The 16,397-nt window shown below is 32.7% G+C and carries 17 protein-coding genes; 15 read left to right on the top strand and 2 right to left on the bottom strand.

The window, feature by feature from the left end; all coding sequences use genetic code 11:
- Positions 1 to 51: 51 nt before the first annotated feature.
- The 6 genes from JOC47_RS11640 (at position 52) to JOC47_RS11615 (ending at position 4,889) form a co-directional block, all read left to right on the top strand.
- On the top strand, positions 52 to 1,368 hold the full coding sequence (locus JOC47_RS11640; protein ID WP_204702290.1) for a sodium-dependent transporter: 1,317 nt from the start codon (positions 52 to 54) through the stop codon (positions 1,366 to 1,368).
- A 63-nt stretch (positions 1,369 to 1,431) separates the two neighbouring features.
- The gene (locus JOC47_RS11635; RefSeq protein ID WP_204702251.1) at positions 1,432 to 1,620 is read left to right on the top strand and encodes a ferredoxin; all 189 of its coding nucleotides are present in this window, start codon (positions 1,432 to 1,434) and stop codon (positions 1,618 to 1,620) included.
- Positions 1,621 to 1,836: 216 nt separating this feature from the next.
- On the top strand, positions 1,837 to 2,937 hold the full coding sequence (gene queG, locus JOC47_RS11630; RefSeq protein ID WP_204702250.1) for a tRNA epoxyqueuosine(34) reductase QueG: 1,101 nt from the start codon (positions 1,837 to 1,839) through the stop codon (positions 2,935 to 2,937).
- Between the two features lie 158 nt (positions 2,938 to 3,095).
- On the top strand, positions 3,096 to 3,284 hold the full coding sequence (locus JOC47_RS11625; protein ID WP_204702249.1) for a helix-turn-helix domain-containing protein: 189 nt from the start codon (positions 3,096 to 3,098) through the stop codon (positions 3,282 to 3,284).
- Between the two features lie 37 nt (positions 3,285 to 3,321).
- Entirely contained in the window at positions 3,322 to 4,536 is a 1,215-nt protein-coding gene (locus JOC47_RS11620) for a ParM/StbA family protein (RefSeq protein ID WP_204702248.1), read from the top strand.
- Between the two features lie 5 nt (positions 4,537 to 4,541).
- Complete coding sequence (locus tag JOC47_RS11615; RefSeq protein ID WP_204702247.1) at positions 4,542 to 4,889, top strand: hypothetical protein; 348 nt, start codon at positions 4,542 to 4,544, stop codon at positions 4,887 to 4,889.
- 40 nt (positions 4,890 to 4,929) lie between these two features.
- On the opposite strand, the gene JOC47_RS11610 is transcribed toward JOC47_RS11615, so the two are convergent.
- Positions 4,930 to 5,406 carry a hypothetical protein gene (locus tag JOC47_RS11610; RefSeq protein ID WP_204702246.1) on the bottom strand — a complete coding sequence of 159 codons (477 nt, stop codon included), beginning with the start codon at positions 5,404 to 5,406 and terminating at the stop codon, positions 4,930 to 4,932.
- 165 nt (positions 5,407 to 5,571) lie between these two features.
- Here JOC47_RS11610 and JOC47_RS11605 point away from each other — a divergent pair, with 165 nt between their 5' ends.
- The 5 genes from JOC47_RS11605 to JOC47_RS11585 all read left to right on the top strand — a co-directional run bounded on the left by JOC47_RS11605 (position 5,572) and on the right by JOC47_RS11585 (position 9,885).
- The gene (locus tag JOC47_RS11605; RefSeq protein WP_204702245.1) at positions 5,572 to 5,853 is read left to right on the top strand and encodes a hypothetical protein; all 282 of its coding nucleotides are present in this window, start codon (positions 5,572 to 5,574) and stop codon (positions 5,851 to 5,853) included.
- 134 nt (positions 5,854 to 5,987) lie between these two features.
- Entirely contained in the window at positions 5,988 to 7,007 is a 1,020-nt protein-coding gene (locus tag JOC47_RS11600; RefSeq protein ID WP_204702244.1) for a hypothetical protein, read from the top strand.
- Positions 7,008 to 7,098: 91 nt separating this feature from the next.
- A complete protein-coding gene (locus JOC47_RS11595) occupies positions 7,099 to 7,761 on the top strand; it encodes a PrsW family intramembrane metalloprotease (RefSeq protein ID WP_204702243.1) in 663 nt (220 codons plus the stop codon).
- Between the two features lie 317 nt (positions 7,762 to 8,078).
- The gene (locus tag JOC47_RS11590; RefSeq protein WP_204702242.1) at positions 8,079 to 9,458 is read left to right on the top strand and encodes an NAD(P)/FAD-dependent oxidoreductase; all 1,380 of its coding nucleotides are present in this window, start codon (positions 8,079 to 8,081) and stop codon (positions 9,456 to 9,458) included.
- Between the two features lie 169 nt (positions 9,459 to 9,627).
- A complete protein-coding gene (locus tag JOC47_RS11585; protein WP_204702241.1) occupies positions 9,628 to 9,885 on the top strand; it encodes an AbrB/MazE/SpoVT family DNA-binding domain-containing protein in 258 nt (85 codons plus the stop codon).
- A 118-nt stretch (positions 9,886 to 10,003) separates the two neighbouring features.
- Here the strand turns inward: JOC47_RS11585 and JOC47_RS11580 are convergent, their stop codons facing one another.
- A complete protein-coding gene (locus JOC47_RS11580) occupies positions 10,004 to 10,441 on the bottom strand; it encodes a TlpA family protein disulfide reductase (protein WP_204702240.1) in 438 nt (145 codons plus the stop codon).
- Between the two features lie 484 nt (positions 10,442 to 10,925).
- Here JOC47_RS11580 and pcrA point away from each other — a divergent pair, with 484 nt between their 5' ends.
- The 4 genes from pcrA to JOC47_RS11560 all read left to right on the top strand — a co-directional run bounded on the left by pcrA (position 10,926) and on the right by JOC47_RS11560 (position 16,376).
- Positions 10,926 to 13,031 (top strand): DNA helicase PcrA, encoded by a 2,106-nt coding sequence (pcrA, locus tag JOC47_RS11575; protein WP_204702239.1) that lies wholly within the window; start codon positions 10,926 to 10,928, stop codon positions 13,029 to 13,031.
- Positions 13,032 to 13,183: 152 nt separating this feature from the next.
- A complete protein-coding gene (locus JOC47_RS11570) occupies positions 13,184 to 14,107 on the top strand; it encodes a putative manganese-dependent inorganic diphosphatase (RefSeq protein WP_204702238.1) in 924 nt (307 codons plus the stop codon).
- A 120-nt stretch (positions 14,108 to 14,227) separates the two neighbouring features.
- Positions 14,228 to 14,527: a hypothetical protein gene (locus JOC47_RS11565; protein WP_204702237.1), complete on the top strand. Its 300-nt coding sequence runs from the start codon at positions 14,228 to 14,230 to the stop codon at positions 14,525 to 14,527.
- 274 nt (positions 14,528 to 14,801) lie between these two features.
- The gene (locus JOC47_RS11560; RefSeq protein ID WP_204702236.1) at positions 14,802 to 16,376 is read left to right on the top strand and encodes a hypothetical protein; all 1,575 of its coding nucleotides are present in this window, start codon (positions 14,802 to 14,804) and stop codon (positions 16,374 to 16,376) included.
- Positions 16,377 to 16,397 lie beyond the last annotated feature (21 nt).

Here is a 16,397-nt window from a genome sequence, read left to right as displayed (position 1 = left end):
AAGAATATAATAGATGAGAACAGAATAGCATAGAGGAGGAATAAGATGAGTGTGAATGAAAGAGAGACGTGGTCTAGTCGGATAGGATTTGTATTATCGTGTGTGGGAGCAGCAATTGGTTTAGGTAATATTTGGCTTTTCCCCTGGCGCTTAGGTGCTTATGGGGGCGCAGCATTTTTGATTCCTTATCTATTTTTTGTGATCACATTAGGAAGTACTGGATTGATGGAAGAGTTTGCCTTTGGCAGAGAAAGAAAGGCAGGAGCAATTCAGGCCTTTAAAGAAGTTTATGCTGAACGAGGAATTGATTGGGGCGATAAATTGGGGGTTATCCCTGTTTTAGGAGTGACTGGAGTATTTGTATTTTATGCTATCGTCGTAGGGTGGATTTTGAAGTACTTTGTCTTGGCCCTGCAGGGTCAATTTGCAGTGATTGATAAATTACCAGCTTATTTTGGCTCTTTTGCTGGGACTCCTAAAACTATTATTTGGCATTTGCTAGCAATAATAATTACTATCTTAGTTTTAAGATTAGGAGTTAAAGATGGAATAGAGCGAATTAATAAAGTAATGATGCCGACTTTATTTGTGATTTTATTTATTCTCTTGCTCCGTTCGCTTACATTACCAGGTGCTTTAGAAGGAATTAAATTCTTATTAGTACCAGAGTGGTCAAAATTAGCCAATCCAAAGACGTGGATTATGGCTTTAGGACAAGCTTTCTTTACTGTATCTTTAGGTGGAGCAGCTATGTTAGTTTACGGAAGTTATTTAGATGAGGATGCTGATATTCCTGCTTCAGCTTTACAAACTGTTATCTTTAATACAACGGCTTCGTTTTTAGCAGCTTTTGTGATTATTCCAGCTGTATTTGCTTTTGGATTGGACCCTAAGGCAGGGCCGCCATTATTATTTATTACTCTACCTAATATTTTTAAGCAGATGCCCGGAGGTTATATTTTTTCTGTCTTATTCTTTTTAAGTATTATTTTTGCAGCTTTGTCTTCAACTATGAATTTGATGGAAGTACCTGTTGAGGCATTAATGCAGCGGCTGAAGATAAGTCGAAAAAAGAGTGTTATATTAGTGGGAGGTTTAACTTTTGCAGTGGGGTTACCCCTTGATTTGAGTATGAAATTATTTGGTCACTTTGCAGATTTTGTGACCATTTATTTGATACCAATTGGAGCTGTAATGGCTGCTGTTACTTACTTTTGGGTTTATGATATTACTAAAGCCCGGCAGGCGATTAATCAAGGTTCAGACAATCCCTTAGGAACTTGGTGGGAACCTTTTGCTAAGTATGTATTCACTATTGTAGCGGGAGTAGTCTTGATCTTAGGAATAATTTTTGGCGGCATTGGGTGAATACTTTTATCTTAACTAGGGGACCATATTCTTGTAACTAAGAAGGGATGGTGTCCATATAAGATGAAAGTAAAAGTAATTGCTGAAGATTGTATTAGTTGTGGATTATGTGTTAATAATGTGCCTGAGGTGTTCTCTTGGGATGATGATGAAAAAGCAGAAGCTATTACTGATGAAGTGGCGGTAGACAAAGAGGCGGCTACTGAAGATGCCCTTAATAGTTGTCCGACTGATGCAATTGAAAAGGTGTAAATTATTTTTAGCGGTCCTGGCTGGGCCGCTATTTTATTTTGTTTTTAAGCAGTTAAATAAGCAGGAGTCCATTTTTTATTAAAAACAGGAATTAATTTTAATTTGTTGAAATTGATAAATAGAAGAAATTATTTTTTGTTGAATAGTCTCTAAGTCAGTAGCTAAAGATGAGTTTTTCTAAATTTTAGAAGCAAAAAAATAATTAGAGGTGGAATTGTGAATTTAGCAAAAGATATTAAAAATTATGGAGCAGAAATTTCTTTGGATGAAGTTAAGATTACTGATGCTGATGATTTAGATGAAGTAGAAGAGTTTTTAAAAGAGCGCAAAGAAGCAGGAGAATTATCAAAGTTTTTGAAAAGTGATTTAGACTTAATTACTAGTCCACGGGAGGTACTTCCGGAGGCTAAATCAGTTATAGTAGTAGCTATATCTTATTATCATCCCCCACAGCAAAAACGTGGTTCCTTAGAAGGAAAATTATCACAATTTGCTCAAGGAAAAGACTACCATCAGGTATTAGAAGCAAAATTAGAACAGTTAGCAGATTTTGTAGAGCAGTTGCAAACAGGAGTGGAAACTTATCAGTTTGTGGATACTGCTCCTACTGTTGACCGGGCTTTGGCCCGTAAAGCTGGAGTAGGATGGCAGGGAAAAAATTGTAGCATTATTCATCCTCAGTATGGGTCATGGATTTTTATTGGTGGTTTAATTACTAATTTAGAATTAGAGATAGATGAACCACTAGAGAATAAATGTGGAGACTGTAGCCGTTGTTTAGATAATTGCCCTACGGGAGCCCTTAAGGATAACTATACATTAAATGCTGAAGAATGTTTAGGGCAAGTTACTTTAACTAAAGGATACTTAAGTATTCAAGAGCGAAAGAAAATAGGTGTCAGAGTCTGGGGCTGTGATACTTGCCAAGAAGTGTGTCCTTATAATCAAGATGTTAAAGTGAGTCATCAGCCAGAGTTTAAAGCGCAAAATCTAGGGGTTTATCCCAAATTACTACCTCTATTAAAGTTGACTAATCAAGATTTTAGAGAAAAATTTTCTTCGACAGTGATGAATTGGAGGGGGAAGAGACCGATTAAAAGAAATGCTGCAATAATTTTAGGAAATTTAAAAGCAGTAGCAGCAGTACCAGATTTGATAACTACTTTAAAGGAAGACCCTCAGGCCATAGTGCGTGGTCATGCGGCTTGGGCGTTAGGAGAAATTGGGACTGCTCAAGCTAAGCAAGCTTTAAAAGATGCATTAGATTTTGAGCAAGATAAAAAGGTAAGAGCAGAAATCAAACGAGGCCAGAGATAAATCTGGTCTTTTTTTATTTTTTGGCAGTAAATTAAAAAAAATACGGCTTAATACCACCTACAAGAAATTTTTTCCAAAAACCTATTGAAAAAAATGGTATTTTTTTATATTATATAACTGTAGGCAGAAATAAAAACTAATTAGGAGGAATTTATAAGATGAAAAATTCTAATCTTACAGTTAGGGAAGTCGCACAATATTTAAATCGTTCTGAGACGACAATTTATAATATGCTAAATCAGGGAGAAATTCCTGGTATTAAATTAGGAGGGAAATGGATAGTCAGAAAACAGGATTTAGATAGTTTTTTAGATAATAAAATGGCTGAGCAGCAGAGTTCAATGTAATTAGGAATGTTTTGAATATTCTATAGGAGGGCGAGAGATGCGAGGAGAAAAAATTGATGTACTTGGTGTAGATTTAGGCTATGATTCAGTCAAAATATTGGCTAATGGCCAGCAATTATTATTTCCCTCTCTAGCTGAAATTGAAGATGAGGGAGTCTTATCTGATACTTCTTTTGAGGTATTAAAAAGACAGAGCAATTTAGTAGAAAAATTTGATCCTGCTAAGATGATAGTTAAAATTCAATCAGATTTGATTAATGGACAAGATAGTGAAGAGTTTAGTGCTTATCGAGTAGGAGACTATGTATTAAATCAAAATTCTTCTTCAGTGGGATACTCTTTAGCAGTTGATAAGTATGAGCAACCAGAGGAGTTTGCTAAATTGTTAGCTGGAATTAGTCTTTTATTCCCTAAAGCAGATATGATTAATATTGACCATTTAGTCACGGGATTACCGATTAAATATTATGAAAATCATAAAGATACATTCAAAAATAAGTTAACTGAAACCTTTAAAGTAAAATTAAAAAATATTAATAACAACTTTGTTTCTAAAAAGATCAATATCAAGAAAACTACAATTATTCCCCAAGGTTTAGCATCTTATTATGATTTCATCATGGATGAGAAAGGACAAGTTACTGCCAATATAGAAGGTGGGTTAGGTATAGTTGATTTAGGAGGCTTAACTATTGATTGTGTAGCCTTTAATAAAGGAGAGTTGATTAAAGGATCTCCTATTTCTTTTAGTGAGGGCATTAGGAAAAGAATATTTAAAAAGATTCAAGACTATTTAGATATTGATGTATCGCAAGATATTATTAAAAAACAGATTTTAAAAGGCGAAGATTATATTGAGGTGCGAGGGCAAATTTATGATTTTAAAGAAGTCAAAGAAGAAGAGATTAATAAGTTGGCCCGAGATATTGCTCTACAGATTCAAAACAGGTGGGAATCCTATTTAATGATTGATAAAATTTTGATTACAGGTGGTGCTTCTATATTATTATTTGATTCTTTAGAGGAGCATTTAGCAGGATTTCCGTGTGAACAGATAAATCTTGAGCCTCAGTTTAGTAACTGTCGTGGTTATGTTAAATTGGGTAAAGCTCTACAGCGTAAGGTTAAAGCTAAATTAAAAGAAAAATTAGATCAAAAAAGAGAAAATGCTAAGGATAAAAAGCAAGTAAAGAAAAGTAAGAAAGAAATAGCAGATAGTAAAAAAGAAGCAGCAAGCAGTAATGGAGATTAATTATTATGACTAAATTATTATTTAGTGTTAGAATTACAGAGAAATATTTTTCAACTGCTCAAATAGAATGTTTAGAGCGGGAATTAGACTCTTTTAATAGTAAATCTGAATTCATGCGTAAAATAATTAAATTTTATTTAAAGCATAATAATTGTGATGTAGAATTAGAAAAAAATAATGTTTCCACTGCAGAATTAAAAAAGCTGTTAGAAGAAAATAATTTTCTGCTGCAGCAAATAAGCAGTGGTAGAACAAAAAAAATTGAAAGTAATCAGGTGGCTACAGCAGCCTACCAAGGAGAAAAGCAAACTAATAAAACTAATCAGGCGCTTAGTTTATTAGAACAGTTTTAATTAATTTAGTTATGCCAAACAATATGTTTGGCATAACTTTTTATTTTTCATCTTCCTTAGAATTATTAGGTTCTGATTTTACTGGTTCATTATTTGCTTCTTTTTTTTCTGTATTGTTTTTTGAGCTAGAAGAGCTTTTGAATTGGTTAATTAGATTCATTAATTTTAATACTAGAGTAGGGTCTAAACTATTATTTTGGCTGTTATTTGCGGAAGAAAACAAATTATTTAAGCCCGAATTATTATTGGAGTTGTTAGTAAGAGAATTAAGTGCCTCTTGTAATTGATTATTATTTTGTGACTTGAGGTTATTAACTAAAGTATTAATAGTTTGATTATCGTCCATTAAAGGGTTTGATTGCGAACTAGAGCTAGTGATATTTAATAAGTTTAATAAGCTTAAAATATTAATTACTTTATTAGGCTGTAGTTGTTCTTCTGATTGAATATTAAAGACACTCAGCAATTTATCTACAGTTTCACCTTCAGGAAAAAATAAATCATTATCTTGCCCCACTTTATCGTCCCCCTTTCAATCATATTATTAAATATATTAATTAAAAGGTGATATATTGATTAAAAAGTAACATTTTTTTGATTTTTTCGTATGATATAATAAATAGAACTATCAGAAATTTAATTAATGACTGGGTAAAGAAGATGATACTGAGGGGGGTAAGCAATGGTTGAAGAAGATTTTTCAAATGAAGAAGAAGGTACAGAGCAGCAAGAGGGAAATAGCTCGCGAGAACAAGGAATAATCCCGAATGGTTTTATAGATCAAGAGTTATTATTGTTATTGTTTATTTTATTAATATTTTTTTCTAAGCGAGATATATTTTCTGAACATTTGCAGTTTTTAAATCAACAAGCTAATAATGTTAAAACTTATTTAGAAGCTGCTGATGCTACCTTACAGGCATTAGATCAAGCAAGTCAAATGCCTAAGCAAATTCTTAATTAATTCTACAAATATTTTAAATTTACTACCTTTTTGTGCAGGAAAATAGAGCCTAGATGTGGAAACAATTTAAAGGAGCAGGTAAAGGATAATTTCATGATATTTAATTAAAACCTCTTATAAAGAAGGTGAAAATAATGACTGATCAAGAACAAGAATCAACACAGCAAACAAATACAGAACAAGAAGTAAATCAAGATAATAACATAGACACTAATCAAGAAGAAGAATTTTTGGTGATTAGGGGTCGTTATAAGTATGGTGGTAGAAACAAGACCTATGGAATTTTTGAACTGATATCTGAGCCGGCTGCTGCTAAATTTAATTATGTAGATTTGGGCTCTTCTAGTACTGATGAGATCTATGATCTTTTTCTTGATTTAAGTAATCAAGAATTTCGCGATGAGTTACAGCAATTAGTGGACATTGCTAATAGCCAGGATAAGAATATAACCAAGAAAATGAGAAAAAGATTAGCAGCTCCAGAAGTGATGGAGTTATTAACTGAAGGTCAGGAAGAAGAAGCTGAGGAGTTAATTAAAGAAAAAATTGAAGATGAAGTTCAAGAAGAAATTCAATTAGAGTTAAATTGGGGCTTTTTATCTCGTTCTGAGTTGATAAAAATTTATCCTGATCGCTTTGAGTTAGATGATGCTGAAGATAGTGGAGGAGATTTATCTGATGAGGAATTAGAAGGTTTAAGTGATTATGAAGGAGTGGAAGAAGGCCTAAATGCTGAAATTAAGTTAAATTGTTCGCCGGTTATTTCAGCTATTAGTGGAAAATTAATTACTTCTTTTGATATTGGAGATGAAATTTTAGTTAGAATTACAGATAGACGTGATTTAACTGGGGAATTAGAAAATAAGATTAAAGTTTCTAATGGTTTAGGAGTAGGAACTATTGAAAAGATTGAATATAAAGAAGAAGTCGACCGTTATAAAGTATTAGTAGAATTGGGAGATAGAATTTATGGCCAGTTAGTAGTAGGACCGAAGGTAATGCTGTCTTTTCCTGAAGCTAAGGGCGATGTGGCAGCAAGTGATTTGAATAATGAAGTAAGTTCTAACTCAAGAGATAATAATGACACTAAATTAATAGTTACTATAGTAGGTTTATTTCTTATAATTATTATTTTACTTCTGTTGTATTTATAATTAATAATTTAGATTTAAACTCCTATTATTAATAATAAATTTGCTGCTGGTATATACTATATAGTATATACTTATAGATAGGAGGAAAACAATGAATTTGTTTTGGCTCTTAGTTGTTTCTTTTGTGCCGGGATTATTATGGGTCTATTTCTTTTACCGCAAAGATAAGTATGACCCAGAGCCTATTGCTTTAGTTTTAAAGTCATTTGTATATGGTATATTAGCAGTTTTTCCAGCTGTTTTATTTGAATATCCCTTTCATAATCTAATAGCCAACCCACCTAATTTATTGATGTTGCTAGTATTGACTATTTTGGTAATTGGTTTAGTAGAAGAAGTAATGAAATATGTAGTGATTAGATATACAATTTATAAATCGGATGAATTTGATGAAGTTGTAGATGGTATTATCTATTTAGTTTCAGCAGCTTTGGGTTTTGCTGCCTTTGAAAATTTACTCTATTCTTCTGTGTTGGGGTTTAAAGTAGGGCTTATGAGAGCATTTATTACTAGCTTAGTTCATGCTTCTTTTTCAGGGATTTTAGGTTATTATTTAGGAAGAAGTAAATTAGAATCTCGCCCCAATTTAGTTTATATTGGTTTAGTCCAGGTAATAGTCCTGCATGGCTTATATGATTTTTTAGTCATGGGCGGATTAATTTCTACTTCTTTTGTAGTTGTATTAGTAGTTCTACTTTACTTTTATTTAGCCAGGTTGATAAAAAAAGCTTTGCAAGTTTCTACTTTTAAATAAAATTAAATTATTTCTTAAGGCGGGCAACCGTCTTTTTGTCTTTGTTGAAGTCAGCAAGAGCTGGCTTTTTCTTTTGGTGGAATAAGATTCAGATACGATAAAAATGAACTATTTTTGTTTTTAATAAGATTTTGTTCAGGTTTAACTTGATATTAACTATATAATATGGTAATATTGTTAAGGCTTTGTTGAGGGATTAAGTATAAGTATTAAGTTTGAGTTTAGCTTAAGTATAAGTTTAAATTCAGAATAAAACTCAGCCTTAGCCTTAGTCTTAGTCTTAATTTTTAAATTTAATTCTAGAAAGGACTGATTTGATGTCAGAGAATTATGATGTAGTGATTGTAGGTGCTGGGCCAGCCGGAATTTTTACAGCATTAGAACTAACAGACAAGAGTGATTTAGATATAGTTATTTTAGAAAAAGGTAGAGATATAGAAGATCGAGAATGTCCTAAAAAGACCCAGGGAACAGATTGTATTAAGTGTAAAAATTGTTCTATTGTTTGTGGTTGGGGTGGTGCTGGAGCTTATAGTGATGGTAAATTAACTTTATCACCTGAGATTGGTGGCAATTTAGATGAATATATAGGCAGAGAAAGATTAATTGAGTTAATTAGTTATGCTGACCAAAAATACTGTAAATTTGGAGCCCCAGAAAAAGTTTATGGTCCAAGTGATGAAAAAATTGAAGAGATCAAAAGTGATGCTGCTTTAGCAGAGTTGAATTTTATTCCTTCGAAGATTAGACATTTAGGAACTGGTCATAGTAAAAGTGTTTTAACTAAGATGAAAGAACATTTATTAGAGCAGGGTGTAACAATTAAAACTGGAGCTAAAGCTGAGCAAATTTTAACTGAAGCTGGCCGGACTACAGGTATTAAAACTGGCCAAGGTGAGGAAATTTTGGGTGATAAAGTAGTTGTAGCACCAGGACGAGAAAATGCAGAGTGGTTATCAGGAGAGGCAGAAAGATTAGGTATTCCAATGGCTATTAATCCGGTAGATATTGGAGTAAGAGTTGAACTTCCTGCAGCAGTGATGGAAGAGTTAACGGATGTAGTCTACGAATCCAAATTTGTTTATCATTCTCCGACGTTTGAAGATAAAGTTAGAACTTTCTGTATGTGTCCTAATGGAGAAGTAGTTAATGAAAATAATAATGGTTTAATTACTGTTAATGGTCATAGTCATGCTACAGAAAAGACAGATAATACTAACTTTGCTCTCTTAGTCAGTAAAACTTTTACAGAACCATTTAGAGAACCAATTACTTATGGTAAAGATGTTGCTAAATTAGCGAACTTATTAGGAGCGGGAGTAATAGTGCAGCGTTTGGGAGACTTTTTAGATGGTAGAAGGTCTACTCCAGAACGAATTAAGAGAAGTATTGTGGAACCAACTTTAAAAGATGCGACACCTGGTGATTTGAGTTTGGTCTTACCATATAGACATTTAAAAGCAATTGATGAAATGCTAGAAGCTTTAGATGAAATTTGTCCAGGAGTTTATTCGCGTCATACATTATTATATGGAGTTGAAGTTAAATTTTATTCTTCGCGCTTAGAAGTTCAAGATAATCTAGAAACACAAATAGATGATTTATATGTAGCCGGAGATGGAGCAGGGATTACTAGAGGATTAATGCAGGCTTCTTCTTCAGGTGTTGTAATTGCCAGAGATATTTTACTTAATTAACAATTTAAGGATTAATATGCTTAAAATTGCTTAAAGCCTCAAATTAAACATAATTAATATTTATTTTGGAAAAAACTTGACAAAAGTTGACATAACTGATACAATTCATTTATAGCAATTGTCGAATGATGTCAAACTAAAAAAATAAATGTTGAAAGGGGTTTTGAGCATGAAGTCAACAGGTATTGTAAGAAAAGTAGATGGTTTAGGACGAATGGTTATTCCAATTGAATTAAGAAGAACGCTAAATATTGATACGAAAGATCCATTAGAAATCTATGTAGATGGAGATAAAATAATTTTGAAAAAGTACGAGCCGGCTTGTATCTTCTGTGGTAACGCGGGGGACACGATTGAGTTTAAAGGTAAGATTATTTGTGAAGAATGCTTAGGCGAAATGGAAGAAAGTTCTGAAGAATCAGCGTAAAATTAAAAACAGTACTTAAAAGTAGTGACCGGGAAGTGCAATTTCTAGTCACTACTTTTTTTATTTTTTTGTCTAAAAAAATTGTCGAAAAAAATAGAACAATGTAATAAAATATTTTTTAATTGTTTGCTATTAATTCCTGCCTAATGCTTTTACTGAGAGCTTTTTCCTTAGATAATCCTTCCTTAAACTTTAGTTTTTTACTGGGATGGTAAAAAACTAAAGTAGGAATTGTGGAAATCTGTAATTTTTCGGAAAATTGAGCTGTAGTATCAATTAAAAATGTAAAGTGAATATCATCCTCTTTTTTTAATTGTAGTAGTTTATCAGTTTTAATATCTCCAATAGCAATTGCTATAATTTTAAGCTGTGGTGATTGTTGTTGAAGTTCAGATAAAATCTTTAACTGCTGCTGACAAGTAACAGATTGAGGTAGATAAAATAAAATTAGAGTTGGCGTTGAAAGTTGATGGAGTGATGTTTTTTTGCCTTCTAAAGTCTTTAATTTAATTTGGGGTAGTGTTGTTTTTTTAGCAGCAGTTGATTGACGATGCATAACAAAATTAACTGCACTGCTAATTAAAAAGGAAGAGATTAAAATAAAGATGAAAAAGAAAATAAATAGCTTTTTGATATTATCACCTCTTTTTCTATATAAAGTTGCACTAAAAGTGCAACTTTATAGCTAGAAGTAAGTAGCTAGGAGCTAGTAGTTAAAAACATAAAATCAAATTCAAAACCTAAAACATTAACCTAGTATTCAATAATTCCAAGCTATGAACTGTTTTTTGGTTTTGAATTTACTACTAGCTCCTAGCTTTCATCTATTAGCTAGTGGCACGATAGTGACACTTTATATAGATATATTTATGAGTGATAAAAATATGATTATTTAATTAAAATTAAGCTCTTGTGTGATTAGACAAGTGTAGTAATTTAATATATAATTAAGACTGTATAAGTATTGGAAACTGTAGATGAATAAATAAATTTCAATTACAGATAGTGACTAAAATAAAATCTGTAACAGGAGGCAAATGATGGATATTTTAAAGGGGTTAAATCCTGAACAAAAGAAGGCAGTTAAACATAATCACGGACCACTGTTGATCTTAGCAGGCGCAGGGAGTGGAAAAACACGAGTTTTAACGCACCGGATTGCTTATTTGATTCATAATTATGGGGTTAATCCGGCGAATATTGTGGCAGTGACGTTTACGAATAAGGCTGCTAATGAAATGGAAGAGCGAGTTAATAAATTGATTGAAAAAGATAGTGACCCAATTTGGATGAGTACTTTTCATTCGATGTGTGTGCGGATTTTAAGGAAGGAAAGTCCTAAATTAGATTATGATTCTAATTTCGTTATTTTCGATACTAATGATCAAAAACAGTTGATCAAGGATATTTTGCGAGATTTAGATATTGATGTTAAGAAGTATGCTCGAGATTGCTTATATCGGATTGCTAGTGCCAAGAATGAGTTAGTTGGCCCGGATGACTTTACCCCGGAAAACTTTATGGAAAAGAAGGTTAAGCGAGTTTATCCAATCTATCAAGAACGACTACAGGCTAATAATGCCTTTGATTTTGGCGATTTAATTATGAAAACAGTAGAATTGTTTTTAGATAATGATATGGTACTTGACCATTACCAAGAAAAGTTTAAATATATTTTAGTAGACGAATATCAGGATGTTAATCATGCCCAGTATAAATTAGTTAATCTCTTATCACAAAAGTATAATAATATTTGTGTAGTGGGCGATGATGACCAAGGGATTTATGGATTTAGAGGTGCTGATATTAGCAATATTTTAGAGTTTGAAGAAGATTATCCGAATACTGAAGTGATTAGATTAGAGCAAAATTACCGGTCGACTAAAAAGATATTGGATGCTGCTTATAATGTAGTAGTTAATAATCCTTATCGTAAGGAGAAGGAATTGTGGACTGAAAATCCTGAGGGTGATGATCTTAAAGTCTATCAGGCGAATAATGGTAAAGATGAATCGCGTTATATTGTCAATAAGATTCAAGAACTACAAGATGAGGAAGGACATAGTCTTGATGATTTTGCGATTTTATACCGCACTAATGCCCAGTCGAGAAATTTAGAGGAAAGATTATTGAATGAGAATGTTCCTTATCGGATTATTGGCGGATTTAAATTTTATGAACGTAAGGAAATTCAAGATGTATTGTCTTATTTAAAGGTGTTATATAATCCTGATGATGATGTTAGTTTAGAGCGGATTATTAATGAACCGAGCCGAGGCATTGGCCCGGCTACTTTAGAGAGATTAAAGAGCTATGCTAGTCTGCACAATATTAATTTATTAGAAGCAGTCTATCAAGTGGAGCAAATTGAGACGATTAGTACTCGCTTTAGCAATAAAGTTAATCAATTTGCTGAGATGATTAAATATTTGGATGATAGAAAAGAGGAACTTTCAGTAGCAGAACTAACTAAAGAACTATTAGATGAGACAGGTTATTTACAGAACTTACGTGAGAAAAATACTGATGATGCCCGTGATCGAATTGAAAATATTAAAGAGTTATTATCTGATATGGAAGAGTTTACTGAAGATAATGATGTAGCAGGATTGGGAGAATACTTAGAAAAAGTTGCTTTGATTGCTGATGTAGATAACTTAGATCAATCCCAAGAAGCAGTAGTCTTGATGACGTTGCACAGTGCTAAAGGACTTGAATTTCCAGTAGTCTTTTTAGCAGGGATGGAAGAAGAGTATCTACCACACGGTCGTTCAATTGGTGATGAAGAAGAACTGGCTGAAGAACGGAGACTTTGTTATGTGGGGATTACTAGAGCAGAAGAAAAATTATTCTTAACTCATGCTAATACGCGCAAAATTTATGGACAAGTTAAATCTAGGCTGCCGTCTAGATTTTTAGGTGATATACCTGATAAATTGATTTCCAAAGGAGAAGAAGAGCCAGAGTCTGAAGAGATGGATGCAGTTGATTATAAAGCTGGTGATAAGGTCTATCATCCTCATTGGGGTGAGGGCACTGTAGTAGGTTTTGATGAAGATAGTGGTATGAAACAAGTTACGGTTTCTTTTCCGAATCAAGGGATTAAAAAGTTAGCCTTAGAATTTGCCAATTTGCAAAAACAGTAAGAAGTAAAGAGTAAGAAGTAAAGAGATGGAAAAACAAGTAAAAAGAAAATAGAGAAGAGAAAAAACAATTGAAGAGGAGACAGTGAAACAGTTAAAATAATGACAATTAAAATATAAATCAATTATAAATTAAAAAATGGAGGGAAATAAAGATGAGTACTTATGTAGTAGGACATCAGAATCCTGATACGGATTCAATTTGTGCAGCACTTACATATGCTAATTTGAAGCAGGAGTTAGGTGCGGATGTAGAAGCAATTAGAGTAGGAAAGATTAATGCAGAGACGGAATTTATTTTAGATGAATTTGATGTTGATGAACCTGAGTTAGTAGAAGAGGTAACTGCTGATGATCAAGTTATTTTAGTCGACCACAATGAAAAGAGTCAGGCTGTGGAAGGAATTGAAGAGGCAGAAATTTTAGAGATTATTGACCATCATCGGATTGGTGATGTTGAGACAGGGAATCCAATCTATTTCCGTAATGAACCAGTAGGTTGTACTTCTACAATTGTGACTAAGTTATATCAAGAAAATGATGTAGAGATTAGTGATAAGATGGCTGGGCTATTATTATCTGCTATTTTATCTGATACAGTTATTTTCCGGTCTCCAACTTGTACAGAGACTGATAAAGAAATTGCTGAAATGTTAGCCGAACAATTAGGAGTAGATATTAAAAACTATGGTGTGCGGATGTTTAAAGCTGGCTCAGTAGTTAAGAAATTAGAGCCAAAAGAACTAGTGACTAATGACTATAAAGAATATCAATTTGCAGGCGATACAATTGGTGTTGGTCAAATTGAAGTTATGGATGTTGATGAAGTAGACGGTATCAAAGATGATATCTTAGCTAGTATTGAAGAATTGGTAGAGGAGAATGACTATAAATTCTTAGTTCTATTAGTAACTGATATTTTAGCAGAAGGTAGCCTGCTAATGGTAAGTGATAGTGGGATTGAAGTAGTAGAAAATGCTTTTGATGTGACAGTAGAGAATAATGAGGTTTATTTAGATGATGTGCTATCAAGAAAGAAACAGGTAATTCCTGTATTATCAGATTATTTAACACAATAGATGATTGGATGAGGACCGGTCCTTGTAATGAGGGCTGGTTTTTTTATTCCTTGCGACAATTATCCTAACATATAAGGTATTTAAATAGTGGTATTAAATCCTGAGAGTGAGGTGGTAGAGATGATTGAGGAAAGAGTTGCAGAGCTGAAAGAAGCTGCCGAATCTCTAGAAGTGTTGAGTCATGATGAAGAGGCTAGGGAAGAATATGAGGCTAGGCAGAAGGCTATCCATGACCATATCAGTAATCTAGAAGAAGCAAAACGAAAAGGAAAAGAAGAAGGTAGGGAAGAAGAAAGGAAGAAAGCAGAAAAAGAAAAGAGAGAGATGGTCAAGAATATGTTGAAGAATGGTGTAATAGTAGATATAATAGTCAAATCAAGTGAACTATCAAAAGAAGAAGTCAAGAATGAAATAGGATAGTAGAATTAGTTTTCTGAGAGTAGCATTATTTTCAAGACCACAAAAGAAGAAGGGATATTAAACTGAGCCAGTGCTGGGAGACCCTGCTGGCTCTTTTTTATTTTTTGTTGCCAAAAGAAGAGACAATTTTTTAGTTTGAATTATATGGTTTAGGATTTATATGAGATTATCGGAAATTATTGCTAAGAATTGCTATACTATCTTTTATTTAATCATGGTATACTAATAATTATCACAGCTAATAAAATCAAATAATTAATTAAGGAGAGATAGTATGGGAGTTAGAATCACATTAGATATAATTCCAGAAGAAATTGATGATGATGAATGGGAAAGTGTGTATGAAGAAACACTTCTTTTGCTGCAGGAATATGATTTTATGGACGAAATAGTAGATGAAGAAAAATATGATTATAAGTGGTCTTATACTACCCGTAGCAAGGAACGGGAGTTTGCTTCTTATGACAATCGATTAGGCTGGTATACTTTTGGTGATATGACTACAATGAAGAGTGCTGAAGATTTTATGTTATTAAGAGATTTGAGTTATTATGATAGATTTAGGGAAGAATCTGACTGTGATGATATTTTAATTTCACGGATTAACTGGCAGTCACAAATGAGTGAAGAGATTCAAAATTTAACTGTGGGAAAGATAAATGTATTTGATGCAAAAACACAGGGCTATCCTTATCATATGTATATTTTAGCTATTGCTTGTTTGATCGAAAGTCGTTTTCCTCAATATGCATACGTCAATGGAGATGTGACAAAAGCCCAAATGAAAAAGTCTATAGAATGGGTTAATAGCATACTAAAGAAACCAGTTAACCTGACTGAGCGGGCTAATAATGAGAAACTTTTAAAAAGATTAGAGAAACAATTAGAAGGAGAATATAGTAAATTACAGGCTTTTTTTGAGTTAACTATCAATCAAGAAGATAAAGAATTAGGGGATTTTGTTAGAAATCATTTCACCACTGCAGCAGTCAGGAAATATTATACTGCAAAAATGAATAGTTATGAGATAGGGCAGATAGGTTTTGGTAATTATCTTGAAAATTATTTAGAGCTCGGTTTTGATTTAGAGATGCTTTGCGACATATGTATTTTGGATGATGATGGCTGTAAATATGATGCGGCTGCTTTTGTTGAAAGAGTGCTTAAATTTATTAATAAGAATGAGAAAACAAAAGACGGTGGAGTTAATCTTGATATTAATGATGCTGATTCTGAGGCGCCTGAGACAATAGATTCGCTTTTTGGAAAGACTTTTCTAAAGATGTCTGGCCTCAGTAATAGTGTTAAGATAGATATATCTTCAGAGGAAGCAAAGAAAGTTTTTAAGAAGAAACTTAATCATTTATGTAATCTAGAAGAGATTTACAATGAGGTTGTATCTTCTGATGATGAAGTTGAAATTAATAATGAGATGTTAGAGATGATGGAGGAAATGAAAAATGAGAGTCAAAAGCAGGAATATGACATTGAAGATTTAGATGGTTTAATGCTTTGGGAACCAGGAGAGACGATTCATCCAAAAGTCGAAAAAATCTTAACGAAGATTAAGGATTTTGTAGAAGATTCTGTATCTAAACATGATATGATATTTGAAGATTATTCTAAGTTAGATAGAATGAGATTATTAATGCAAAATAATAGGTATTTTTATTTATCTAAAAACACCTGGGAGTTCATTGAAAAGAATATTGATAAGCAATATATTTATGATAGAGTATGGGGATTGCTTATTATTAAAGCAACTAATGAATCAATCAATAAAACATGTAAAGCAATATTAAATAATTTAAAACTATTTAATCATTTATGGGAGAGGAATCAAGAATAAGTAATGAGCTAGTAGGAGTAA

The organism is Halanaerobacter jeridensis, assembly GCF_016908315.1.
Taxonomy (GTDB): domain Bacteria; phylum Bacillota; class Halanaerobiia; order Halobacteroidales; family Halobacteroidaceae; genus Halanaerobacter; species Halanaerobacter jeridensis.
This window is presented reverse-complemented; position numbering and strand designations above follow the sequence as displayed.

What these genes read in the sequence shown, in the direction of transcription:
- JOC47_RS11570 (WP_204702238.1), top strand. Translation starts at nt 13,184, where the DNA reads ATGAGTACTTATGTAGTAGGACATCAGAATCCTGATACGGATTCAATT.
- JOC47_RS11600 (WP_204702244.1), top strand. Translation starts at nt 5,988, where the DNA reads ATGACTGATCAAGAACAAGAATCAACACAGCAAACAAATACAGAACAA.
- JOC47_RS11580 (WP_204702240.1), bottom strand. Translation starts at nt 10,441, where the DNA reads ATGCATCGTCAATCAACTGCTGCTAAAAAAACAACACTACCCCAAATT.
- JOC47_RS11590 (WP_204702242.1), top strand. Translation starts at nt 8,079, where the DNA reads ATGTCAGAGAATTATGATGTAGTGATTGTAGGTGCTGGGCCAGCCGGA.
- JOC47_RS11625 (WP_204702249.1), top strand. Translation starts at nt 3,096, where the DNA reads ATGAAAAATTCTAATCTTACAGTTAGGGAAGTCGCACAATATTTAAAT.
- JOC47_RS11560 (WP_204702236.1), top strand. Translation starts at nt 14,802, where the DNA reads ATGGGAGTTAGAATCACATTAGATATAATTCCAGAAGAAATTGATGAT.
- JOC47_RS11565 (WP_204702237.1), top strand. Translation starts at nt 14,228, where the DNA reads ATGATTGAGGAAAGAGTTGCAGAGCTGAAAGAAGCTGCCGAATCTCTA.
- JOC47_RS11620 (WP_204702248.1), top strand. Translation starts at nt 3,322, where the DNA reads ATGCGAGGAGAAAAAATTGATGTACTTGGTGTAGATTTAGGCTATGAT.
- JOC47_RS11605 (WP_204702245.1), top strand. Translation starts at nt 5,572, where the DNA reads ATGGTTGAAGAAGATTTTTCAAATGAAGAAGAAGGTACAGAGCAGCAA.
- JOC47_RS11585 (WP_204702241.1), top strand. Translation starts at nt 9,628, where the DNA reads ATGAAGTCAACAGGTATTGTAAGAAAAGTAGATGGTTTAGGACGAATG.
- pcrA (WP_204702239.1), top strand. Translation starts at nt 10,926, where the DNA reads ATGGATATTTTAAAGGGGTTAAATCCTGAACAAAAGAAGGCAGTTAAA.
- JOC47_RS11635 (WP_204702251.1), top strand. Translation starts at nt 1,432, where the DNA reads ATGAAAGTAAAAGTAATTGCTGAAGATTGTATTAGTTGTGGATTATGT.
- JOC47_RS11615 (WP_204702247.1), top strand. Translation starts at nt 4,542, where the DNA reads ATGACTAAATTATTATTTAGTGTTAGAATTACAGAGAAATATTTTTCA.
- JOC47_RS11595 (WP_204702243.1), top strand. Translation starts at nt 7,099, where the DNA reads ATGAATTTGTTTTGGCTCTTAGTTGTTTCTTTTGTGCCGGGATTATTA.